Raw genomic sequence first — 24,352 nt, forward strand, 5'->3', positions numbered from 1 at the left:
ACAACTAAAATATATCGTCCATCACGAACGTTCTCATAAATACATTTTGCTTTACAGCATATTGCTCTAATTTAGATTGCCGATAGTCTGACAGTGTAAAAAAGATAATCACTGGAACAATAGCATTCTGTCTTTTATAGATATCTGTTATATGGCCATATAACTGTATTTTATGTTCGTTTGCTTTCATGTGTTGCATCCGATCTATTTCAACGAAATGAGGAACTTTATCATCAAAATAAGTTGCATCTGGAATAATTTGATGTCGCTGACCATTTATTGAAAATTCAATAGGTCTTTCTGTTTTCCATTCTGGAAACCCTAGCCACATCCAGGATTCGTTTCTCATTAACATATGGTGTAATTGACTATTTTTCTTTACTGTCCTTGTAATTCCTAATAAATCACGTCCTTTTTTATTTAAATAATATACATGTTCACGAGCTATTTTTGTGATGTGGCAATATGGAGTCAGATCCTTTAATACACGATTTGCATTCCGAATACTTCCTAAACAGTGGATGGCTTGTAATTGTCTTCTGGTTGCAAAGTCTAATTTACTCAAAGTGGATAAAATCTCGATTTGTCTCGTTTTCTGTTTGAGTGTTTGATGCTTCATGTTGTTTCACCACCTTGTATTGCTTCAGTAAATCCCACATTTCTTTATCCTTCAAATAAGGTACCTGAATTTCTTCTGTACGATCTGTCTTAAACAATGCTCTTCCTGGAAGGGAAGGTAAATCCTCAAGCCCTGGTTCATCCAAAGCAACTTGAGAGGCAATTGCTGTAGGTAACCGAAACCCTAATTTTGCATCAGCATTTTGTTTAATTTGCCTTGGTAATGTATCCGAAGTAGGATATTGAGTGCAAAATATGAGCCGGAACCCTAAACCTCCTCCAACTCGTGCAATTTCAGATAACATCTCCTGGCACATAAATAATAAGTCACGTTGTTTTTTAGGTAAGCCTTGTGTAGGACAAAGGTTTGCTCCTTCATCTACTATGATGAAACAGCGTTCTCTAATTGATGTATCTATGATATTGGTCAAATAAGAATTCTTCATTATCTCAATCTGTCTTAGCATATTTTTACGTAATTTAGCCAACATTTCTAACGCTTGTTGTGGGTTTTCAGCTACTTCTACTACTTGGGACAGATCCTTATAAGGACTAAATTCTAGACCTTCCTTCAGATCGATAATAAAAAAACTCACATGTTGAGGCTGTTGTAAAATTAAACTTGTCATCACATTTTTTAGAAATACTGTTTTTCCAAAACGCGTCATACCCGACACGCACATATGCGGTGTGCTCTCAAAGTCATGATAGATGTACTTATCTAACGATTTCCCCATCATAACACGCCATGTTTGCTCCTTTAACAAATCCTTAGACCAATTCCACCTTTCAGGTATTTTTTGCTTAAATACCCGAATATGAAGCTCTCTTTGATGAAACGATATTTTAACAGGCTTGTAGAGTCCTTCTTCCAATACTTCAGCTAACTTTTTGATTAGCTGACTTGGGACACCAAGTGGTAACTTGTAAACATAATTCTTACTTATGTCATCTTCCATTTCCTTTATGAAAATCGGATATTGTAATTCCCCTTTATGCTGAACACAGATCTTTGTAATTTCAAAAAAGGTTGCAATTTTTTTCTTATCACTCATTCCTTTACCTTGGCAAAAATAAGCTACTGTTAAAAAGGTTGCTGGAATTAATAAGAGTGATAACATTTCCTCCATACCTCCTTAAGGTAGTTGAGCCTGTATGGATGCTTAGAAAAAATACTTAAGATGCGCTATTATAATTATTTTCGACTACCAGATAAAATACTAACGTAGAAACACATCTAGTATATCCATTAGCATATACCAAACGCTCCCAATCAATAAGCATTTGAGACCCGCACGTAGCAACCAATCTGGAAGGTAAAGACCTTTCCTTTTCAGCAATTTAATCCCTAAAATAGAGACTCCTGTCACACCATACACAACTCCTAACTCTCCAATGATTGTCATGTTAATCCCATCCTTTTGGTTTAATGGACAAATTCCCTTTACGATCCCTGTAGAGTTGGTAGTCATCTAATAACTCATTCCAAGACAAAGCATGTTCATCCCCATACAGATCCTCTTCAATGTCTTGACTTAAATAATAGTACGCCCGATATTGTCGATCCAGATACACTTCATGTCTTAACATGTGGTCTCGTATAGCACAAAGATTTCCCTCTTTCTTTGTTTCTTTGTACATTTGTCTAAGCATTTTTGAAGAATACAAATAAGGTGTACTATACAGCATTTGATATTGGCTCATATCCTCACCATCCACATAAAATTCTAGATGCATTTAATACATATGATAATGGCTTCCTTTTTCGAATTTGTACCACAAAAAAGTACAAAAATACGCCATTCCCATTTTAGAATGACGTTCGACAATAATTTTTATAAGACTTCATAGCTTTTTCCAATATTTCAGTTACAAAATTAGTTTTACCTAAACTATAATTCGTTCGATCTTTTGCGTTTTTTTCCAAATCTTTTTTTAACTGTTCATATTCAATAATAAACTGTTATTGCACTAATGGGTGCTTTAGTACAATAAGGCTCCTAGAAATGATCAAACTTTATTATAAAAATTATATACTTCATTTAGAGAATTAACTCCCTTTTGATCAATCTTTTTTCAAAATGGAGTTTTTTTGTTCGCTACTAATAATGGATTAACTGTTTCTTTTGTATCAATCTTAATTATAAAGCTACAATAGATCTGTTGATTGATAATTGAAACACAAACAAAAGTAAAGAGCCTATTTTATATTCAAAATAAAATAGGCTCTCTCACATTTCTATAAATATATATTTGACGATTACATCTTTTCTAATATCATTTGTCTCTCATACCACTTTGACATTTTTTCAACTGCATTAGCTGATAAACGCTTGGTTTGTCTATTGCAAAATCTAGATAACGTAGGTGCCGATATTTTTATTTCTTTTGCAAGCTCTCGTATACTTATATTATCAACATTGTGTCGATCTAGTATTTTTTCTCGAACAACTTCTTCATCAAAAATGTCAGGTTCTTTACTAACTGTGCTTTGTGGCATATCAATAATATCTTTAGTCTTTTCACTATATTCTATTGTTGTTTCATTATTATTCTCTATTTCTAATGTTTTTTTCTTTGGTAAATTGTACATAGACTTAATTAATTCTTCTGGCGGAAGAATAGTAATATTTAAATCGATCCAATAATCTTTGAACCAATTTTTCTTATTTAAACGTTCTTCATCTAATGTACTTGAATACTCCCACTTAGAGATCACATTCTCTCTCTCTAAATCAGTAAGAACATTCTCTAAGTGTTCTCGAATACGACTTGGTTTCCATGTAAGTGGAATTGCCATGACAGCTAATAATCCTTTATCGCCTCCAATGGAGTATGGGCGCTTTAAAGTAGAATATATTTGCCTAATTCTCCATTGCCATGTTAAATAACGAATTAAGCGTTTATGATATTTATGTCGATAACTATTATATTCAAGTGCCTTTTTAGATAATAAAGCTGTAGTATTATTTGAACCATATAAATAACTTGATAAAAAGCTTCCAGGTTTAATTCGGCAGGATTCAATACCCATATATTCATTTGTTGTATTATGTCTCCATAATACAACTGAATCTAAAACAAATAACCTTTTAATTACTTCCCTTTTTACTTTATATTCCTCATCATTTTCATTTTCATCATTTAAAACAACTACTTCGTTATCATCATTTAAATATATAAAAATGCTCGCTAAAGCAGCAATCCTCTTAGCAACCTTAATTTTATCTTCAGGTCTATAATATTCTCCCTTACTTACTTTCTTTTTAGGTACATTACACATATCCAACACTTGCTCATATGAAAATTCGATGAACTCGTCCGGTGACTGAGCTTGAGCTAGCCATTGTATAGTAATTGAATCTAATACATCCGCTGTAAGATCATCCATATTACTCATTACATCATTAACTAAAGTGTTCCACCGGGACGCTTCATCATCTTTAATCAGCTTCAAATCCTCATCCCTATGAGAAGAAAGCTGAGCTATCGCATTACTTTCTTTCGTTTCAATCGGATAAGATTTAACACCTATATTTGAATCCTCTTCAAAATGATTCTTGGAGATCCCGTCACGTAATTTAAAGTAAACCGCAGAATTATTGACCTCAAAATAATCTTTATCATCTGTTTCATCTTTGTTTTCTTCTACCTGAATTACTGTTTCATCACTTAATTTTGGCTTGTTATCATTTTTAAACTCTTCTGTTAAAAGATGTTCAATTTCTGAATGGATTTCGTTCTTATACTGGTTCAACTTAATAGCAATTTGTAGTGAGGTTATTCCACTTTCATTCTTTTTACTAAGCCACGATACTAATGCTGAAAAAGATGGTGAAACATATTGTGATGTTACAACCTTACTACTATCTTTTTCTACGTCTGCGCTAAAAGAAGTCCATTTCTCCCAAATAGCTTTGTTATTTCCATATAAAGGTTCAGATATTAACAAAGCATCAGTAAACAATTGTGCTAATTTCTCCACGCTGTCACTCCTTTCTTTCGTACATTCCTTTCAAACAAACCAATATTTAGCGAATTATATATAAATCATTATTATTTTCCGATTCTGTTATGTTCAAAAAAATAATGAAACACTTTTGTCTTGTTTGTACAAGTGAAATAACATTTATTATACATTACCAACCAATATACCATCAATTAATCTAACGAATTAATAACTGAAACACTTTTGGACATATTGTTAACCTTTTTTATAAATATGAAACACACTTTTTCCCTTATCACTTCTCTACCATACTCTTATATAAGCTTTTACATGCATAACACGTATATAATGAGCTAGATTCATTCATATCTATTTGAAACAAACAATTGAAACATCTTTGTCATATCCTTGACCTAAAATTCAAAAGATGAAACATTAGTTAATTTTTCTTATTTTGATTATATATTTTCAATTTTTTTTTAACATCCCGTAAACTCATATATATCAAGCGTTTTACCTTCTATGTACAAAGCGGATCCTAGATCACCCTGAAACATTTTTGCCATATCCTTGACCTTATCAAATATAAGAAACACTTATAAACCCTTATGTATCAAGGTTTTATAGGTGTTTCTTTCTTTTTTCCCTACATATAAAACATGAAACACTTTTGCCATATCCTTGACCTTTTAAATTTTAAAACATGAAACGTTTTTTGCCATATCGTTTACCTAATATCTTTTTCAATTCTCTTACAACCCTTCATACCACTAAATTCAATGGATATCCTCATAATAAATGACTCATATATGAACATGAAACACTTTTGCCATATCCTCGACGTAAAAACATGAAACATCTCCATTTACCCCTTATATATCAACGTTTTTCTACTGTTTCACTAATAATTTGACACATCTAAAACATGAAACGTTTTTTGCCATATCCTTGACACAAAAAAAAATGAAGAAAATCCTGTATCCCTTGTCACAACTGGTTTTATGCCGTGTTTCATATTCTCAAAATTCCCCTTAAAGGAGCACCTTTCAGCAATTTTCGATTTGTTATAATCAAAATTGGTATATTTTATAGTATCCTGGCATATATTTCTGAGTTTACAGGTAGGAGGTGAAAAAGATGGGAAAATCATTTATTATTCATAACCAACGTGGTCTAAATGGACAATCTACAAATGCAGTATTAGTAACACTGAAGTCTTGGCAAAAACTTGTTGAAACTTTCGAGGAGAAATACTACAGCTATAAAGATACATACCTTGAAGATCTACTGGATCAAATGACATATGAAGAACGTGTTGCAGATGTAGATGGCTTTGTAGAACAGGCGAAACCATCTTTTTCACGTCGTACCCTGTCTGCTGTTTCTGAAACTATGGGAAGGAAACATAAATTATATGGTATTACAAACGCAGATTTAGAAGTCTTCTTATACCTACACAAGAAATGTTACACAAATGGGGTTATTCCAAATGTAACAGTACATATGATGTGGGAAGATTACAAGCAATATAAAGAAGAGTTTGCTTACATACAGCATTCTCAATTCTACATTGCATTAAAAAAACTAAGTCTACATAACATTGTCACGATTGAAAAGGAATTAGATGGCCGCTATACCATTAAGCTAACTCATTTTATGAATGAAGAAACTGAAAAGGCAAACCCTTATGTTTATATTAGCCCAGTGGTATTTACAAAGGCTTTCTTTGGGCTGTCAGTTGCAGCTAAGAAATTATTCTTGGACATTGCTATGCAACAGCACAGAGAAACTACACTAAAACGTTCCTTGGACAAACAGGATGAAAGAGGAAATAAAACTCATTTTGGTGGAATGTACCGCTTTTTACATAAGAAATACCCGCATCAAATCCGTGCCGTTATGACAGAATTAACAACTGCACTACCATGTACAGGAACTCCCCTATTCAAAATTTGTAAATTACAAAAAGGGGTTAATAATAAAAAAAGATATACGACTTTATATCTCTCCTTACATACGGATTTCTTATGTACAAAAGAAGCAGGAGAAGTACAGTATCGTGATCCATTCACGCCAAAGGTTACTTATGCTCGTAAAGCTCGTTTTATTGAATCTGTGCTACAAGATATGAATATTGGTGAATTTAAAAAAGACATGAATAAATTTATTCATGTACTTAAATATACATGCCACCGACAAATTCGTAGTGTAATTTATAGCTTGCGTGACATGATAGATCGTAATGAGGAATATCCAAGTAAGTTAGTATATACACTGAAGAAACTATTAAACCAAACGTCACAATATCAAATTCTTGATACGGCGGCTAAGGAAGGTATCTATCCTCTTATTACACAACATGTACCTAAAGAGCAAAAAGAACAAGCTGTATTTGATTTCGGATTGCATTTCTCTATGTACTCACTTCGAAACATCAAAAAGTTGTTCCGTAAAACGTATGAATTACTAAAATACAAATTTGCTGTACCTGTTACAGAGGACTCGTATCACCGCAACTATCTAAAGTATCAAGAAGAAACGTTGTTTAGAAAGTACGCCTATGAACAAGGTACAAATCTAAATGCTTATATGGCTTTAGAAATTGAAATACGTGAGCTTTTAAAAGCAAGAGGACATAAAGAGCGCTTTATTCCTAGTGATGTTCGCGAATTGTTCATTGAAAAAATAGATAGATTACCTAAAGAAACGCTTCGTGTTATTGAAGTACCAGATGACTTCAATTTGATTACATTTATGCGTGCCTTTGAAAAGTTAATACGCACTGGTATTCAAGTAACAACAGCTGAACAAGTACTTGAAGTAATAGAAACCAATTAAAAATACTCCGCTCTCTATTTTTGAAAAAATTAAAAGTAGAGGGCTATTCGTGTTTGTTCCGTTATTTGAAAGCCTTGCACTGATTCCTAATAACAATCAACTTTCGTCGATTCTATTAATAATAGAGTCTTTTTTTATGCACTCCTATACAATAACTGCACTGTAACTGACTAAATTTCCACACATACTTTCATATAAACACGTTATGAGCTGCCTTAATGCATTCAAATACCTACAAATAATCGCAAGAAAAAATTAAAATTTTGTGTATAAGTAGATAAATATAGTCGAATGTGAATAACATAATACAATAATTACTGATATAAAGGTATTCTAGTAACTTATCTATCAAAAATCATCAATATGTGTGTGAATAATGTGATAAATTCGGATTATGTTAATTATTTAGCACCTAATGTGAATGGTTTGTGGGTAAATAAAATAAAATTGTGGAAATGCAGTGGATTAATACAGAATTAAGCGAGTGAATAAATATGTTTAACAATGTATTTATTTGTTTCATTTTTTATGTAGAAATATATGTTTTTGTTTATGATTATTTGTAGTTTCTATATCAATATTATGCCTACTTTTCCGTTGTTAAATACTACTATTTTTGATTTTTTACGCTATAGCATCTTCAGAATCCTTGTGACAGTAAGAGAAACCTCCTATTTACTTGTCCTATAAAAGTTTTATCTTTATATTTTAAATATATATAAGATATATATTTATATTAGATTTTATTACAGAATTAGTTTGTTACTTGGGATAAGTTATACCTCATATAAATATATGCATAACTTAAAAAAATATTAGAATTAATGACTTAACAGGGAAATATTAGCTTTAAATAGTGCAATGAATAGATATATTGTCTATTTGTTAACTAGTCATATAGAATAACGATTCTTTCATAAAAAGAACCCTAAGAAGAGAAGTTTAGGGTTCTTTTTTATAATTTATAAAATATAAGAGATGTTTTAGACTTGATGCTTCCGCCTAATTATGTAAGTACAAACTATACAATATGTATCTTCTAACCATTCTTCCTTAATCTTCTTCTCTCTTTTTCTAACCGTCTAAAAATCACACATATAACACCGCCCGCCACTGTAAACAGAATGCCAGGCACCAATATTGAACTACTCACCACTTAACGTCCTTGCGGACTGTTTGAAGTGGAAGATTCCTAAGTACAGAGTTCTATTGAACTCTAATGGATTAGGCTATCCCCGTAGTTCCTACGGTTAAGAGACGAATTGCCTCATTTCTCAGATTGAGTGCTGCATTTCGATCTGGATCGTGATGTGTGCCGCAAGAAGGACAATCCCACACACGAATTGTTAGATTTTTAACGTCTTTGTTTTTGAATCCACAATTGGAACATAGTTGACTAGAAGCAAATATTTTAGATACCACGACAACTTGTTTACCATACCATTTCGCTTTATATTCCAACATAGCTCGAAATTGTGACCAAGATACTTCACTAATCGCTTTTGCAAGCTTTCCATTTTTGAGCATGTTACTGACTTGTAAGTCCTCCATACCGATGACATCGTGGTTTTTGATGATTTCAGTAGAGAGTTTATGTAAGTAATCAGCTCTTGCATTTGCAATATGTTCATGGATTCGTACAACTTTCACACGTTGTTTATTCCAGTTCGAAGAACCTTTCGTTCTTCTGGAAAGGATACGCTGTACTCTCGCTAACTTTTCTTCTAATATACGGAAGAATTTAGGGTTCTTGTATGTTGCGCCATCAGAAAGAATAGCAAAATCTTTTAATCCAACATCAATTCCACAATTGGATTCAGTTTTAGGCATTTCTTGTACGTTTGTTTCGACAAGAACAGATACAAAATATCTACCACTTGGGTTGCGTCGAATCGTTGCATTTAAAATACGACCTTCTACTTCACGACTTTTGGCAAAACGAACAAGGCCAAGTTTAGGTAATTTCATTTTGTTGCCTACAATTGCAATATTGCCATTCGTTTGCTTGGTTGTGTATGACTGAACTTTATTCTTTTTAGACTTGAATCGTGGAATATCATTCTGTTTCTTGAAAAAACGTGAAAAAGCATCTGCGAGGTTTTTTAATGTGGATTGAAGGGCAATACTATCGACTTCTTTTAACCAAATCGTATCCTGTTTCTTTATAGGTATCATTCCAAAGAGTAAGAAAATGGTTAAATACAAAGCGGCTGCAACCAATCGTTTTAGCAATTAATATTTCTTGTCTCTTATTTGGATAGATACGAAATTTATATGCTTTATTTACTAACATGGGTTGCACCTCACTTTTTTGTATGATGCCTACAGTATACTAAAAAATGTAGGCTTACGCCTACCGACATTCATCTCCCACCTAAAATTGGTGTTTCACAACTTCCCATTTTTGAGGAAGGAGTCTTCTGTCGGAAAAAGATAAATAAAAAAAAGACCTAGCTTGGTAAAGATAGATAGCTAATAAGAGTATCTAGTTCCCAAGAAGCCCCCACTTCAAACAGTCCGTAAGGACGTTAAGTAGCGGGTAGTTCACAGAAGTTATTGAATAAGTTATTGGTAAGCAAGAATGATTTTGTAGATATGAAATTAACAACATTCACAACTAAATTTCTAGAAATGACTGAAACAGATAATGAATTAGATTCAAAAGAAACACATTTTTTCTTGCTGTATGTGCAACTTTGGGAACCAACAACAGAGTTAAATGAAGAGATGCATCAATATAACATGACATTGACAACTTCTCCCCTAACAAGAAATGAATCATATAGAACCAAACAAATGAACAAGAAAGATACTCAGGATAAGCTGTTTCAGGTATTAAATGAAAGTAATTTAGCAGTATAAGTATTATTAATGTAATGCTATTACAGCATTGTATTTTTTGTTATCAATAATAAGGGGTTTATATAAGTTTTATATATAAGCTTTATATGTAAGTCTTATATAAACTCCGTGTTACATTAATATTGATATAAAATTGATATGTTAAAGGTTAAACTCCTTTTATAAAAAGATTTTACTACACACTGTACAAATAAAATGTATATAGACAGCGTGTATAAAATTTGTTATTTAATATGTGAGTTTTATGTTAACGTATAGTGCTGTTTTTTGGCGGATATGTTTACCTAATATAGTAATGATAGTGAAATCCATTCTATTTATAGTTTAGAATGTGAATTACATGAAATGTAAGATTAATATAGTGTATATACATCGTATATATACGCCGTATAAATGAAAGCTTATAAAATAAAGGGTTTTTTAATAATGGGATCTATAAGTTTTATATATAAGTTTTATATATAATGACTTGATATACGCCTTATAATGATGTACTATGTTTCTAGGAATAATTAACCAATGGTTTAAGGGGGGGACAACTTGAACGAGGTTTTAAGCGAAAAGTATCAAACAATAAAATTTACAGATGAAGTAGTGAACATGTTCGCAGATATTCTTGAACAAGACGAGATACTATATAGTGTATTTCTATACATAGGAAACATCGTTAATAAACAATTTCAAGAAACCAAATACATGAGGGGCATATCCATTAATGAAATTGTTGAAAATGTAGTCATTGATAGGAGAGTAAAGAAAACAAAAGGAAAATCTTATTCATTAGAAGTTGAACGCACCAATATATCAAGACGTTCAGCCGAAATAAGTGTTAGTACACTATCATCAATGTCTTTAATCTATGAAAAGGCTATGCACCCGTATAAATTTTTAATCTCAACTTATAGAGGACAACAAGTACTTATTGAGTTAGGGAAAAGAAAAAAAGTAAATAAGTAAATAAGGAGAGATAAAATAATGGCGAAAAATTTCTTGAAGAATGAAGTAGCAGTTAAGATGACGATGGTTGGTTTTGGCCAGGCTGGTACTAGAATGGTAGATAAATTTGCTGAATATAAACATACAGATGGAACATCAGTATATAACTGCTTAGCATTAAACAGTAATGATGGAGATCTAGCAGAACTAAAAAATGTACCAAAAAGCAACCAAGTGTCACTTAAATTAGGTGGTTTAGGTAAAAATCCTGAGCGTGCAGTAAAGGTACTTGATTCAAATGATGAGGCAAAAGAAAAATTAAAAGAATTTATCACGGAACGTGTAAGACCATCTGATGAACTTGTGCTATTCTTCGCAGGGCTAGGTGGAGGAACAGGAACTTCTACAATCATTAAGGCGATTGAAGAGTTTTCTGCTTTTCATAACAAGCCTGTCATTAGACAAGAATTACAAAAAGTTACACAACAATATCCTATGGCAGAGATAAAAGCAAATCAAGCAAAATTTGCGAGAATCGCCTTTGAAAATGCTATTGAGCGTAAAGATTTTATTAAAATGGGGATTGTTGTAACACTTCCAGTAAGAGCAGATGGACCGGATGTACTAAGACAAGTTAATAAATTTTCTCAGGAGATTTGGAAATTAGCTAATGATAAATCAAAAGGTGTAGCATTTGTAGTATTTGCTGATAATCAACACTTTTATGATGAATTTAAAGAGCTAAATGAAAATGAGAAAAAAGGTATTGCTAATTCACGTGATTATGCAAATCAACGCATTAGTGAAATTATTCATGAATTAAATACAGCTGCAAATGGATCAGGAACATCTGTAATACTTGATTCTCAAGACTTTAAACGTATTTTACTTGAGAAAACAGGTTGTTTAGTAATTAATAAGGTTTCACGTAATATGAACCAGATTGAAAATAGCCATGCAATTGTAGAAATGTTTAAAGAATCATTAAGAGGAAGCTCTTTCCATCATCCAATTGATTTAATGAAAAAGAATAACGATGGTTCTGTTGAAGCATCAAAAGTGCATCATTTTGGTATGCTTGCTATCCTAGATGAACAAAAAAACATTGATGATTCCTTCATGGATGATGCTAAAGTAGAAGTCTCAAATAATTTACCTATAAACGGTACTGTTTTTAATGGATATTTAGTAAGTAAGAATGATTTCTTGGGAAGTGTATATACGTTTTATAAAACTGATGCATTACCATCAAGATTATCTAAGGGATTAGTTGAAGAGTTTAATGAATTTAAAGAGAAGCAAAGTCAAATTCAGTACACAAAGTCTCAAATTAGTACGATAGAAAGTATAGATGAGGATGAGGACTTAGGTTTTGCCTTTGGTGATTTTATCGATATGGGTAGTGACGAAGAAAATACAGAAGCTGGAGCCAATGAAGATGCTGAATTAGCGGACTTTTTAGATCCAGATAAGATGTTTGGTACTACAAAATAAGAAAAAGTCTGGAGCGAGCTCCAGACTTTTTCTTATTCCACCGTCGTATTCATGAGAGATTTCATATAATCAATGATATTATCATGTATGTACTGCTCAATGAAGAGTTGCTTTTTAGCTAAATCTTCTTCTTTTTTAAACCATCCTACCTTTTTAATACGTTCCTCATCAGGTTTGCTATTCCAGAGGCCTTCTGCTTGCTTTCTTAATTCCTGGCGTGCTCTATGTTCAATAATGAAATTATCTAGTCTTTCTTGACGTTGACGTATCTTTAAAGCTTCTGCATCTTCAGGTTGTGGTAGCTGTTTTAATATATTTTCTATCTTCTCTTCATACTGAGATTCAATATTTTTTATTTTTTCTTCTATTTGCTTATTTACCATTTTTTCAATGATTTCTGCAGTTGCTTGAAGGTTTAATTGGGTAGATACTTCATTTGCTTGATTCTCTAGTGGTACTGGTCTTAAATCAAATTGATGTGGTAAAAGTTCAATAATAGCATCTAAAGACCACTTCTCATCTCTTTTTTGTTTTATAAAAAGAGCGATTTCAAGATCTAAAGTATTATAGAGCTTTTCGTTTGTGTTATGGGTTCTTAAAGTTTCATGTAGCCCTTTTTCTTCTAAAATATTGAACCAATTATACACTGTGTTATGGTGACGTCCGACTAATTTAGAGAATTCTGTTATCCTCCATGCCTTTTCAAAAACATTATCGTTTAATATATCATCATCGCTTTTTTGATCAATCATTGTCCTACCTCCTTGAAAAAATCATCAAATACACACTTGAATTAAAATTAACATGTGGACTGAAATCAACATGTTAATAGTTATTTCGATGATATCAATGCAAATACCCAAGTTAGTAGGTATTCACATGAAATGTGAGATTAACATATAACCAAGAGTGTATTAACAAAACATTAACTATAAATCTACAATTTGTTTAGAACGTTAATGTTTTGTTAACTAAAAACATATAAATATCAATGTTATATTAATGATAATAAGTATATTTTGCGCTAGAAATGCGGCTTATAGTTGCCATGAGATTAACATATTAAATTGCTTATTATTAATGATAAGGAAATATAAGTGTTTTGTAAACAAATTATGAGGATATATTGACTGCGTTCTGTGGAAAATGAGAAAAGTAGGTTATTAAATTCCAATTTCAATGTATAAAAAGATACAAAAAGGCAATACTACTAACGTGATGATGCTAGTAGCTAAATAATACTAGTAAGTTATTGATCCTTTAATCTTTTAAATAGAGTTAATGTTTCTCTAGCCCTGTTATTCTTATAGAAGTGATATGAATAGTATGCTCCCTGTTATGATTAGTATTGATTTCATTGTTTATTTTATATAAAACTGCAAGAGTATTTTGTCATGATATAGAATTTAGTGGGTTCAATATATCTAATTTACCACTAGTAAGCTTATATAAAGCGCACAAAATATTATGCTCATGCACAGATAAGTGTTTATATGTAATTGAATATGGATAATGTTTAGATTATAGCGCGAACTTAACTGTTGTTTATAGGATGATTTAAGCAAATTAGAGAGATTGAGGTTGATATGTTAGATGCTTGGGCACTCTATTATCTCAAACACCTTGAAAACAGACATTAACATGAAATATGAAATTAACATGTAATGAAGAGTATATCGACAAGACATTACTATAAAATCAAAATATATTATCATTGTTAATGTTATATCAACTAAAACTACATGCACATCGACATAACATTGATGATAGTGAGCTAATTATGTATTAGTAAAACGACTTAAGGTTACTATGAGATTAACAAAACAATCTGTACAGTATTTATAAAAAGAAAAATAGAGATTTATACATAAAATATGGATGATATTAAAACTTTGTAATAACATTAAGCTGGATACGAATTGCTACGCTGCTAATATAGTCTTCTTCCTTGGTGATATTAATCTTTAATTATGTCTTATCACAGTAAAAAGAATCGATCCAGTGCTTCTATAATCTTTCATAGATAAGTTAGATGTAAAATTTCATAAATAGTATATTCGTGTAGGGTAAGCATTTTTACGCAATTGAGTACTAAATATTATTCAGCCGGTGGATTCAATTTTACTTTTGTGTATATAATTTAGGTTCATTAGAGATAGTGACATTAACATGAAATATGAAATTGATATGTAATAGAGCTGATATTAACAAGACATTAACTATAGTGATGAAAGCCTCTTTAGTTGTTAATGTTATATCGATTATAAATGTATAAATATCGATGTTTTTCGTTCTGTGGAAATTATATATAGTTGATTCTTGAGTCTTCATTAAAATTTAAAGTGATTCAAAACAGTATTTGATAATGATTTGTACGTTTTATAGTTTATTTAAACGAATAGCAGTAATCTACCAGAGGTTATTTGTAGAGAATGGTTAACACTTTTTTATTTAGTGAATTATTTATAGAGTATCTGTGAAGGTGTTTTCTTTTTTACAACTATATATACTTTACAAGGGGCTATTCGTTTTATAGTTTTTTTCGATCAGTGCTAATGGCCTATGATTTATTAAGAGTTTAGAAAAATATCCTTCTATTAATATATTCATTAACTTTAAATCAATATTAGTTTAATAATTAAGTTACTGTTGATATGAAATTAACATTTTTATCTTTGTTTTCGTTAACATGTTAATGTCTGTTGATATGTTAATGCTAATTATCGTGCTGTAATCAGTGAGTTTGTTTACAAGACATTGATATTTAGTGAATTATTTCTCACTTAACACCTTTGTGTTTTTTTGAAGTGAAAGTTTCTTGGAAAATAGATATTTGTAAGCTATTAATATTTATTTTCTCCAATCGTATGTGTAAATATAATCGATTAGTAGAAGAATTTTGTGTATTAGAGATTGAAAGAAAAATTAACTTGTTTACATAATAATTATTACGGTTTATTTTCAATAAATAAACTCAGTATTTAAACTTATAATTTACATACTTAAGGTGGATGTAATTGAGAGAGGAACACGCATCGCGCAAGACTTTATAGTGCCAGTAGAAACAGCGTACTTTGTAGAAGTGAGAAGAACTAAATGGGCGGATCAATACAAAAGTGAACACTTAATCCTGAAACAAGCATACTTAGATAACGGATGGTGATGGGAATACAGATGCGGAATCCCACAATACAAAGAAGATACAATTGATATTGGAGATATGGTGTATTGCGAGAAGTGCAAGGAGAAATCCGAAATTAAAAAGAGCAGCTAGCAAAAGCTAACTGCTCAACTCCAAGGCATCTCCAAAAGGGGGACGGAGAAAGAAATTTAAATGGGTTTTGGCATACAGCCTATCTATGTTATTGACAGAATATTGGGATTTATTCATGGGGAGAAATTTATTATACATAAATTAAAAGAATCTGGTTAATTTAGTAGAAACCTATGCCGAATTATTTGATGGCCACTCTACGATTGAAGACTTTAAAAAAGAACAAGTTGTATCTTTTTCTTTACGTAATATTTCGGAGTTTAAAAATGAAGTGTTTGGTGCTCAAATCTTTAATATCTTGAATTTACTTTGGGATGAAATGATTTCAAATGGTGCACCGCAATTAGAAGCATTTAATAAAAAGCAACTTGCCTTTGAAGATGTGGTTCGATATCTAATCTTGATTGATGAATCCCATCGTATCATCAACACAAAAAAAGAAAGTGCACATGCATTGCGGTCTTTAATCAAGTTTAGCCGGGAAGACCGAAAATATTTCGCAGGTCTTTTATATGCGAGTCATAGTATTCGTGATTTTGTACCGGATGGATCGTCACAAGAAATGGTAGATGAAATCAAAGTATTATTTGAGCTTACATAATACAAATTTATTATGCAGCAAGATAACAATAGTTTAGATATGTTACGGAGAGTGTTTGCAGGACAGCTAAGTGAAAGTGAAATTGGAGCGATTCCACATTTACCAACTGGTGATGTCATTCTAAGTATCGGAGCTGTAAAAAATATTCATTTTCATGTAGAAGTAACAGACGAAGAATTGATGTTATTTGGTGGAGGCGCTTAATACCATGAATCTCGTTTTAAACTTAATACCAAAGAAATGGCTTATCACTTTCGGGTTACTTGTGATGGGTCTTTTTGCACTTCTTGTAATGGGAGTCATGAGTGTTTTTATAGTGGCGATGGGGAGTGAGAGTGGTACAGAAAGCGGTGAGATTACGTATACAGGCCAAGGGCAGGTCATGAATGTTTCACCTGAAATTATGAAATGGGAACCTACAATTCGAAAATACGCAAAGGAGTTTGGAGTGGAAGCTTTTGTACCCTTAATGTTAGCGCAAATGATGCAAGAAAGTGGTGGGCGTGGCAGTGATCCCATGCAATCATCTGAGGGAGCATACAATACGAAATACTGTAAAAGTCCGAACTGTATTACAGATCCAGACTATAGTATTTGGGCTGGGGTACAGGAATTTAAACACGCAATCGAACGAGCGGGTGTGACGGGACCAGGTGATACGGATCATATCAAAACAGCTTTACAAGCTTACAACTGTGTGACACGTTCTTAACTGAAAAGGTTAAGCACTGATATGAAATCAGGAGAACTACTATTTCGAGAAGTCAAATGAAAGGGTAACGCCTGGAAGGGCTTCCTCTGATACTCCGACATGCATGATGCAGTGGATAAGAACTGTAAGTGTGTGAAGCTCGGTAAAGTCGGCCGAGAGCTACCGTAAAGTACGGAAGTACTACGAAAGTTGTCCAGAGGTGGATGATGTAGCCTATAGGTCGGGAGTCTACAAAACACTCATGGGTAGAATGGATTCACAAAAACCATCGGTAGGCAGAATCTGACGAATCTCCGAATGTACGGGTCTAGAACGCTTAACACATAGAAATGTGTGTGCCACGGGCGTGGCGTTGGTGTGGGTAAGTAAGAATAGTTGTTATGAAAACCCATATGTCGTTACAGGCGGCATCCAGTCAACAGGCTTAAAGGAGAGCCCTAAAAGTGTCATGAACAGATAGAAGTAGTGGAACGTGGAAAGCCACCAACATGGAGAACTTATCTTTAGTGAAGTGTTTAAGGGGAAAATGTTCGTGAGATTAGCGCACATATAACCTTTATTTATGGTGGTGAGAGTGATGGCACAGTACCTATGAAATGATGGAAACATCATGAAGGGATGGCCATTAGTCTGAAGAAGATTGACCAACCATTTTATGAGGCAAATCAGTCGAATTATAAGGTTCTTGTGAGACTAAAAAAGGTTAACTCTGAAAGGAGCACCGACTTATAAAGAAAACTGCGAAGCTTAGACACGCTGAATACTATGATATGCAGTCCGTTCTGGACGGTTTATATCAGCAAAGTCGAAATGGAGACAACTTTTATAAGCTAATAGAGCTTATGACGATGGATGAAAATATCAAATTGGCATATCGAAACATTAAAAGAAATATGGGGAGTGTAACAGCTGGAGTCGATGGGATGACCATCAACGACATAAAATTGCTTTTAACAGATGAAGTGATAGAACAGGTTAAATCAATGTTCTCTTGGTACAAACCACAAGCGGTTAGGCGAGTTTTTATACCGAAACCTAATGGTAAAAAGAGACCTCTTGGAATACCAACAATATGGGATAGACTGTTTCAACAGTGTATCTTACAAATCCTTGAACCTATATGTGAAGCAAAGTTTCATGCTCATAGTTATGGGTTCCGTCCAAACCGAAGTACACATCATGCATTAGCAAGAGTGAAATCTTTGGTGAACAGTCAAGGAAGAGGTTTTCACTACTGTGTGGACATAGATATCAAAGGATTCTTTGACAATGTAAATCACGGAAAGCTCATGAAACAGCTATGGAACATGGGTATAAGAGATAAAAAATTACTTTCTATCATTTCAAGTTTGTTAAAAGCAGAGATCATTAATGAAGGTTTCCCGAATAAGGGGACTCCGCAAGGAGGCATTTTAAGTCCTCTTCTTTCTAACGTGGTTTTAAACGAGTTAGATTGGTGGATTAGTGACCAATGGGAGACCATAGAGACTAAACATCCATATGTGGCGAGACAAGATAAGTATAGAGCATTAAAGAAAAGTAATTTGAAGGAATGCTTTCTCATTAGATATGCAGATGATTTCAAAATATTATGTCGTAACTACTCAACGGCTCTTAAGATGTTTGAAGCGACAAAAGATTTTCTCAAAACGCGGCTACAGCTTGAAATTAGCACTGAGAAATCCCAAATTGTCAACTTACAGAAGAAGTCTAGTGACTTCTTGGGATTCACTATTAAGGCACGGAAAAAGAGAAATCGGCATGTTGCTCATAGCAAGATGTGTCAAAAAGCCAGAGAAAATGCCTACGGAAAATTGAAGGAAGCCATCAAGAAAATAAGTAAAAAGCAGACGCCAGAGGCAGTATGGCATTACAACACAGTTGTGATGGGCATACAAAATTATTATGCGGCTGCAACCCATATTAATAAAGATTTAGATCAAATGAGTTGCCATCTCATAAGAACACTCTATAACCGACTGAGGCGAGATTGGAAAAGAGCCACTAAGCACGATATGTCATCCACTTTGAGAAAAAGGTATCGGAACTATAATCCGAAACTCTATAAAATTCAAGATATTGTACTAATCCCGATTCACGCACAAAAGCATAAATCAGCAAGGAATTTTACCCAATCTATTTCAAATTATACCGAAGAAGGTAGGGCGGAAATTCACGATACCTTGAAAGCTATTGATAAAGAAACACTTAGACATGTGCAACGATTTTATATGAATCATCGAACCGTAGAATATAACGACAATCGTATTTCAAAATTTGTAGCACAGTATGGAAGATGTGCAATTACTAAACAGGAATTGGGTCTAATTGGTTGGCACTGCCACCATAAAATTCCGTTGGAATTTGGCGGGAAAGACGACTATGAAAACCTGATAATTGTGCTAGAAGATATACATGTCGCAATTCATCATGATGATTCAGAGAAGGCAAAATCCATCTTAGCCAACTATGAAATAGAAGAAGAAAAAAAGCAAATGTTCGATAAGCTAAGAATACTTGCGAATCGAGCACCTATCTTCTCTTTAATATAAAAGTTAGGTCAATTGAATCAGATGGAACGCCGTATGAGGGGAAACTCTCACGTACGGTGTGAAGTGGGGGAAAAGGTGAAGATAACTTCAAATCCTTACCTATCACTATTTGGAACAGGATTCTTTGATTTTATTGCAAAAAATGGTGGGAAATACACAAAAGAATTAGCAATTCAGTTCTCCGCAGAAACATATCAAAAAGTAAAACATACGGGTATGTATCGTTGTGTAAGACCAGAGATGATACCCTATGGGGCATGTTATGGCGACGCCTTATATGTTGATGCGGTTTTGAAATATTTTATACCTGGCGTACCAGTAAATGGCGGTGGAGGAAGCGCAGGAGGCGGTTCTTCTGGCTCACAAGTTGCCGATGTAGGGCGTCAATGGATTGGACGTTCTACGTATGTATTTGGTGGTGGACGCAACACAAATGACATTGCAAGAGGGATTTTTGATTGTAGTAGTTTTGTACGTTGGGCATTTGAACAGGTTGGGATGAATGTGAGTCCAATGGGAGCTGTAAGTACAGAAACTTTAAATAAGATTGGTACACAAATTTCACCAATGGAAATGAAAGCTGGTGATGTTATTTTCTTTGATACGTATAAACATGACGGTCATGTTGGCATTGTCATTGATCAAAATACTTTCATTGGTTGTCAAACGAATAAAGGTGTCTCAATCGAAAATTTATCGACTCCATACTGGACTAAAGTATTTAAAGGACATGTGAGACGTTACTAAAATGATAACAAAACTGGATAGGGGATTACAAGTTAAGGAGGCGGCATTAGTGAGTGAAACGAATGAAAAAGATAAAAGAAAAGTCTGGTTTGTAACGCTTGCAATTGTTATTGCAGGCGTTACTTTTTTGAACATCGTTTTGTATTCTCGTAACGATGAAACGGGTGATGTAAAGCAATTAAAAGTTCGTAACCAGGTGTTACAAACTGAAAATGAAGAACTGAAAAAGAAAGTGAAAGAAACACTTCCTTCGGAACAAGAACAAGAGCGACAATCGTATCTTTCGGCAGTCGAGAAGTTTATTCAGTTATCCTTTCATCGAGAAAAACAAGGATATGAGGAACGAAGAGAACAAGCAAAAAAATTAATGAAAGATGAAGTGTTTCAGCTCTTTTATCCAACGGATACATTCGAAATGGGGGACACATACGTATCTAAGCCATCTGATATGAAGTTATATTTACAAGACTATAAAATTGGTGCTTCTCAGGTAGAAGTGATCATAGAATTTCAAAATACCGTGACCATTGGAGCGAATGGAACAACAGATAAAACGAAAAATGTGATGAAAGTAACGGTGCAAAAAAATCAAGAGAGTTGGCAAGTAACCAATGTAGAAGAACTAGCGGTTCAGATCATTGCATCTTAAAAAAAGTGAGGTGTTTAGTAAATGGAAGTTGTAAATAATAGTGTGAATTTAAGACGTAAAAAATCATGGATATACGGTTTGATTGTTGGGTTTATGTTTGTTGGTTTTTTCGGTTTTTTTACTTCGAAATTATATTTACCCTATGAAGAACCGGTCTATCATACAGAGATGAAAAAGCCGGTTACGTTATTTGGAAATCGAACAATGACGATAGAGAAAAGAGCATATGATCCAGCTTCCCATACAATAGAAATGTTTCTTCATGTAGAGGGAGGAGATGGAGAAAAGTATCAGTTCCAGGCACAAGAAAAAGCAAATCCGAATCTTCAGTTACCAGTAAAAGTGGTGTACCAAGATGATGAAAATATGGTTGTACAAGTGAAAGAACTATCTCCAAAATGGCAAGCAGTTGCTCTCGATGTATTGGAAAAAAATAATCGAGATGTAACAGTAGAGACAAAGCAAAAGGCTGAAGGAGAAAACGAAACTTCAAAAGAAGATGAAAAACAAACATTCTTAAAATCATTCTTCTCCGATCAAAAGAAAACGGAAATAGAAGAGGGTATTTCACAAAAAAGTAAAGGTGATTATGCGAAAGTGTTTATCGGTATGAAACAAAAAATCTTAAAAGAAAAAGTAAAACAGTACGATGAAGTCATGAAACAAGAAACATCTAAACAAACAGAGTGGCAAAAGCAAATCACAGAATGGAAAAATGATTCTAAGTACCAAACTGAAACAGAAAAAATGGAAACCGACGCAAAAATCAACTCAAAAGAAACGAATATTAGCCAGTCAAAAGAGAAGGTTGAACTATATAAATGGGAGCAAGGACAAGTGAAAGAAAAGATAAAAAAATTAGATGAGAAGGCAAAAGATGTAGAGCGTTTATGAAAAAAGTGTAGTGTACCTTGAATGTACTTTCAAGGTTTTTAGGTGTACCTTGAGTGCACTTTTAATAGATTTTTAGTGTACCTCGACTGAACTTTGGAAGATATTGACTGTACCTTGAGTGTACTTTTGAAAGACTTTCATGACCCCACGATTTTACTAGGCTTTGCCTAGTCCCACACCCTCGGTGGGGGCAAAAATCCCTTATGCTCTTCTCACTCTTGGGTGTGGTGTTCTGAACAAATGGAGGCGAAATAACAGATGGACATTAAAATCCGAAATTTGAGTCCAGTTGCGATCAAAAGATTAGATGAAATTGCAAAGAAGAAAAACATTTCAAGACAGGAATTTTTAAAAGGACAAATTGAAACATTGGCGTTTTACCAGGAACAACAAAATCGTGAATTGTATCTTCAACAGTTGCTAGAAAAAAATATCTATGCGATGGAAAGTTGTTTCGAAGCTGTAAAAGAAATGAATGCCTTTTTACAAATGATGACGCAGGATGATGAGGTATGAGCCAAACAACAAGTCCTTCACAAGCAACGGTGACGCCTGGTGTGGTGACAGTGTCTCGTTTTGTTACGGCAGATGGAAAAACATTTCAGGATTATGTGGAGTATGTCGACCGAGAAGATGCGAAAAGAGAAGGTGAAGCGCACCAGAAAATGTTTTCTCTGTATCAGGATTATATGGGAGATTCAGAGAAGACATCTTCTCTCTTCACAGAGCATAGTAACGGTTTAAAGGAAAATGAAAAGAAAGACCTAAAAAAGATGTTTCAGCTCGCTCAAAAAAATAAAAGTATTATGTGGCAAGATGTCATCACTTTTGATAATGACTGGCTCGCTGAACATGGCGTGTACGATCCTAGAACACGTACTGTAGATGAAACAAAATTAATGGATGTGACCCGGTTAGCAATGAAAGAAATGTTAAAAAGAGAGAAGCTAGAACATACAGCAGTTTGGTCAGGAGCGATTCACTATAATACGGATAACCTTCATATTCATGTCGCAACTGTTGAACCATTTCCAACGAGGGATCGTGGGAAGCGAAAACAAAAAACGTTGGATGCGATGAAGGGAAAAGTTGTTCAAAATATTATGGATCGTGGTCAGGAACAAAAACAGATTAACGATTTGATTCGAAAGAATATGGTTGCAAAAAAGAAAGAAGATTCCACATTCACATGGCGCAATCGAGAGCTAAAACCATTATTCCAGTTTATTTATAAACGCTTACCAGAAGATAAAAGGCAATGGCAATACAGTTACAATACATTAAGCCCACTCCGTCCTCATCTCGATGCATTAACGCAAAAATATATTGAGAAGCACCATAAGGAAGACTATAAACAGTTTCTTCAAAAGTTAGATCAAGAAGTAGATGTATTAAAGAGAGCATATGGAGAAGGTTCTGGTGATAAGAAACGATATGAAAATTATAAAGAAAATAAAATAGAAGAGCTTCACAAGCGAATGGGAAATGCGTTTTTACAAGAGATGAAATCATACGATAAAGAACGACAGCGCATTGATAAAATGTTAGACCGAAAGCCTAGAGGGAGCAAGAACTTTCAACAAAATGTCTCGATGCAGTATGCTCTTAGGAAAATGGAGGGTGCGTTCAAAAGTGAATATGAAAGTTGGAAAAACCAACGTTATTATGAACGTCTTGAGAGAGAAATCCAACAACAAAATGAGAGGGGATATGAACGATGAGTAAAGTAAGGCGTGTATTAAAGTTAGAAAAAGATACTGATGATTATCTTATGGCATTTAAAGAAGAACATAAAATTAGATACAACGGGGTTGCTTTAGCACAAATCTTTAAAGAGCATAAAGAAGCGAAACAACAAGAATGGTCGCTTCGATATATTACACAAGTCGTGACAAAGCACCTTCATGAGGTGTTGAAAGAAGAACTTACAAAAATCCGACTTGGTACGAATAGTGCTGATAAAAATACACAAATGTTAATTGAGTTTATGAACGGCATCTATGAGCATGAACAGTATCAAGGAGTTTGTACAACTGATATTGCAGAAACTGAAGCAACAAAACATATAAGAGAAGTAGTAGAGGAGAAAATTGCACATAAAAGACAAAAGAAGATGGATTATCAAGCTTCGAAAGGGCAAACAAAAGAAGTGTATGTTCCAGTGGAGGAGGTGAATTGATAAAGAAAGGATGATGTATGCAATGAGAAAGTTAGAAAAAGTGTTTG

17 protein-coding genes and 4 pseudogenes are annotated in these 24,352 nt (G+C 33.5%); 14 read left to right on the forward strand and 7 right to left on the reverse strand.

What is annotated here, in order from left to right:
- Nucleotides 1-4 precede the first annotated feature (4 nt).
- From C568_RS0125655 to C568_RS0125675, 5 genes are all read right to left on the reverse strand, one after another.
- A complete protein-coding gene (locus C568_RS0125655) occupies nt 5-619 on the reverse strand; it encodes a replication-relaxation family protein (RefSeq protein ID WP_018783092.1) in 615 nt (204 codons plus the stop codon).
- The gene (locus C568_RS0125660; RefSeq protein ID WP_018783093.1) at nt 558-1,739 is read right to left on the reverse strand and encodes an FtsK/SpoIIIE domain-containing protein; all 1,182 of its coding nucleotides are present in this window, start codon (nt 1,737-1,739) and stop codon (nt 558-560) included. Before C568_RS0125660 ends, C568_RS0125655 begins: the two co-directional genes overlap by 62 nt.
- A 99-nt stretch (nt 1,740-1,838) precedes the next feature.
- Complete coding sequence (locus tag C568_RS0125665) at nt 1,839-2,024, reverse strand: hypothetical protein (RefSeq protein WP_018783094.1); 186 nt, start codon at nt 2,022-2,024, stop codon at nt 1,839-1,841.
- 1 nt (nt 2,025) lies between these two features.
- Nucleotides 2,026-2,322 (reverse strand): hypothetical protein, encoded by a 297-nt coding sequence (locus C568_RS0125670; RefSeq protein ID WP_029427758.1) that lies wholly within the window; start codon nt 2,320-2,322, stop codon nt 2,026-2,028.
- 556 nt (nt 2,323-2,878) lie between these two features.
- Entirely contained in the window at nt 2,879-4,603 is a 1,725-nt protein-coding gene (locus tag C568_RS0125675) for a helix-turn-helix domain-containing protein (protein ID WP_018783095.1), read from the reverse strand.
- A gap of 1,101 nt (nt 4,604-5,704) precedes the next feature.
- On the opposite strand from C568_RS0125675, the gene C568_RS0125690 reads away from it, so the two are divergent.
- Nucleotides 5,705-7,405 carry a hypothetical protein gene (locus tag C568_RS0125690; RefSeq protein ID WP_018783097.1) on the forward strand — a complete coding sequence of 567 codons (1,701 nt, stop codon included), beginning with the start codon at nt 5,705-5,707 and terminating at the stop codon, nt 7,403-7,405.
- Between the two features lie 1,224 nt (nt 7,406-8,629).
- Here the strand turns inward: C568_RS0125690 and tnpB are convergent.
- Nucleotides 8,630-9,698, reverse strand: a pseudogene (gene tnpB, locus C568_RS32110) (IS200/IS605 family element RNA-guided endonuclease TnpB).
- A 302-nt stretch (nt 9,699-10,000) separates the two neighbouring features.
- On the opposite strand from tnpB, the gene C568_RS0125700 reads away from it, so the two are divergent.
- The 3 genes from C568_RS0125700 to C568_RS0125710 all read left to right on the forward strand — a co-directional run bounded on the left by C568_RS0125700 (nt 10,001) and on the right by C568_RS0125710 (nt 12,697).
- Nucleotides 10,001-10,267 (forward strand): hypothetical protein, encoded by a 267-nt coding sequence (locus tag C568_RS0125700; protein ID WP_029427761.1) that lies wholly within the window; start codon nt 10,001-10,003, stop codon nt 10,265-10,267.
- Nucleotides 10,268-10,807: 540 nt separating this feature from the next.
- Complete coding sequence (locus tag C568_RS0125705; RefSeq protein ID WP_017150243.1) at nt 10,808-11,224, forward strand: hypothetical protein; 417 nt, start codon at nt 10,808-10,810, stop codon at nt 11,222-11,224.
- Between the two features lie 18 nt (nt 11,225-11,242).
- Nucleotides 11,243-12,697: a cell division protein FtsZ gene (locus C568_RS0125710; RefSeq protein WP_018783099.1), complete on the forward strand. Its 1,455-nt coding sequence runs from the start codon at nt 11,243-11,245 to the stop codon at nt 12,695-12,697.
- Nucleotides 12,698-12,729: 32 nt separating this feature from the next.
- Here the strand turns inward: C568_RS0125710 and C568_RS0125715 are convergent, their stop codons facing one another.
- Nucleotides 12,730-13,449, reverse strand: coding sequence for a MerR family transcriptional regulator (locus tag C568_RS0125715; RefSeq protein WP_018783100.1), 720 nt, complete (start codon nt 13,447-13,449; stop codon nt 12,730-12,732).
- 2,300 nt (nt 13,450-15,749) lie between these two features.
- Between C568_RS0125715 and C568_RS35760 the strand changes: the two genes are divergently transcribed.
- The 10 genes and pseudogenes from C568_RS35760 (at nt 15,750) to C568_RS0125765 (ending at nt 24,305) form a co-directional block, all read left to right on the forward strand.
- The gene (locus tag C568_RS35760; RefSeq protein ID WP_231399012.1) at nt 15,750-15,860 is read left to right on the forward strand and encodes a deoxyuridine 5'-triphosphate nucleotidohydrolase; all 111 of its coding nucleotides are present in this window, start codon (nt 15,750-15,752) and stop codon (nt 15,858-15,860) included.
- Between the two features lie 259 nt (nt 15,861-16,119).
- A pseudogene (locus C568_RS35765) lies at nt 16,120-16,776 on the forward strand (VirB4 family type IV secretion system protein); the annotation flags it as partial.
- 4 nt (nt 16,777-16,780) lie between these two features.
- Nucleotides 16,781-17,266, forward strand: a pseudogene (locus C568_RS31240) (lysozyme family protein); the annotation flags it as partial.
- Between the two features lie 788 nt (nt 17,267-18,054).
- Nucleotides 18,055-19,836: a group II intron reverse transcriptase/maturase gene (ltrA, locus tag C568_RS0125735; protein WP_029427763.1), complete on the forward strand. Its 1,782-nt coding sequence runs from the start codon at nt 18,055-18,057 to the stop codon at nt 19,834-19,836.
- A gap of 108 nt (nt 19,837-19,944) precedes the next feature.
- Nucleotides 19,945-20,583 (forward strand): annotated as a pseudogene (locus C568_RS0125740) (C40 family peptidase); the annotation flags it as partial.
- Nucleotides 20,584-20,632: 49 nt separating this feature from the next.
- A complete protein-coding gene (locus C568_RS0125745; protein WP_018783107.1) occupies nt 20,633-21,232 on the forward strand; it encodes a hypothetical protein in 600 nt (199 codons plus the stop codon).
- A 21-nt stretch (nt 21,233-21,253) separates the two neighbouring features.
- Nucleotides 21,254-22,126, forward strand: a complete 873-nt coding sequence (locus tag C568_RS0125750; protein ID WP_018783108.1) for a hypothetical protein — start codon at nt 21,254-21,256, stop codon at nt 22,124-22,126.
- 258 nt (nt 22,127-22,384) lie between these two features.
- On the forward strand, nt 22,385-22,642 hold the full coding sequence (locus tag C568_RS0125755) for a hypothetical protein (RefSeq protein ID WP_006097113.1): 258 nt from the start codon (nt 22,385-22,387) through the stop codon (nt 22,640-22,642).
- Entirely contained in the window at nt 22,639-23,847 is a 1,209-nt protein-coding gene (mobP2, locus tag C568_RS0125760) for a MobP2 family relaxase (protein ID WP_018783109.1), read from the forward strand. Before C568_RS0125755 ends, mobP2 begins: the two co-directional genes overlap by 4 nt.
- Complete coding sequence (locus C568_RS0125765) at nt 23,844-24,305, forward strand: hypothetical protein (RefSeq protein ID WP_018783110.1); 462 nt, start codon at nt 23,844-23,846, stop codon at nt 24,303-24,305. Before mobP2 ends, C568_RS0125765 begins: the two co-directional genes overlap by 4 nt.
- Nucleotides 24,306-24,352: the final 47 nt, after the last annotated feature.

It is taken from the genome of Bacillus sp. 95MFCvi2.1, assembly GCF_000374965.1.
Taxonomy (GTDB): domain Bacteria; phylum Bacillota; class Bacilli; order Bacillales; family Bacillaceae_G; genus Bacillus_A; species Bacillus_A pseudomycoides.

Coding starts and splice junctions, on each gene's coding strand:
- C568_RS0125700 (WP_029427761.1), top strand. CDS start 10,001: ATGAAATTAACAACATTCACAACTAAATTTCTAGAAATGACTGAAACA.
- ltrA (WP_029427763.1), top strand. CDS start 18,055: ATGCAGTCCGTTCTGGACGGTTTATATCAGCAAAGTCGAAATGGAGAC.
- C568_RS0125670 (WP_029427758.1), bottom strand. CDS start 2,322: ATGAGCCAATATCAAATGCTGTATAGTACACCTTATTTGTATTCTTCA.
- C568_RS0125710 (WP_018783099.1), top strand. CDS start 11,243: ATGGCGAAAAATTTCTTGAAGAATGAAGTAGCAGTTAAGATGACGATG.
- C568_RS0125655 (WP_018783092.1), bottom strand. CDS start 619: ATGAAGCATCAAACACTCAAACAGAAAACGAGACAAATCGAGATTTTA.
- C568_RS0125765 (WP_018783110.1), top strand. CDS start 23,844: ATGAGTAAAGTAAGGCGTGTATTAAAGTTAGAAAAAGATACTGATGAT.
- C568_RS0125750 (WP_018783108.1), top strand. CDS start 21,254: ATGGAAGTTGTAAATAATAGTGTGAATTTAAGACGTAAAAAATCATGG.
- C568_RS0125665 (WP_018783094.1), bottom strand. CDS start 2,024: ATGACAATCATTGGAGAGTTAGGAGTTGTGTATGGTGTGACAGGAGTC.
- C568_RS0125755 (WP_006097113.1), top strand. CDS start 22,385: ATGGACATTAAAATCCGAAATTTGAGTCCAGTTGCGATCAAAAGATTA.
- C568_RS0125690 (WP_018783097.1), top strand. CDS start 5,705: ATGGGAAAATCATTTATTATTCATAACCAACGTGGTCTAAATGGACAA.
- mobP2 (WP_018783109.1), top strand. CDS start 22,639: ATGAGCCAAACAACAAGTCCTTCACAAGCAACGGTGACGCCTGGTGTG.
- C568_RS0125715 (WP_018783100.1), bottom strand. CDS start 13,449: ATGATTGATCAAAAAAGCGATGATGATATATTAAACGATAATGTTTTT.
- C568_RS0125660 (WP_018783093.1), bottom strand. CDS start 1,739: ATGTTATCACTCTTATTAATTCCAGCAACCTTTTTAACAGTAGCTTAT.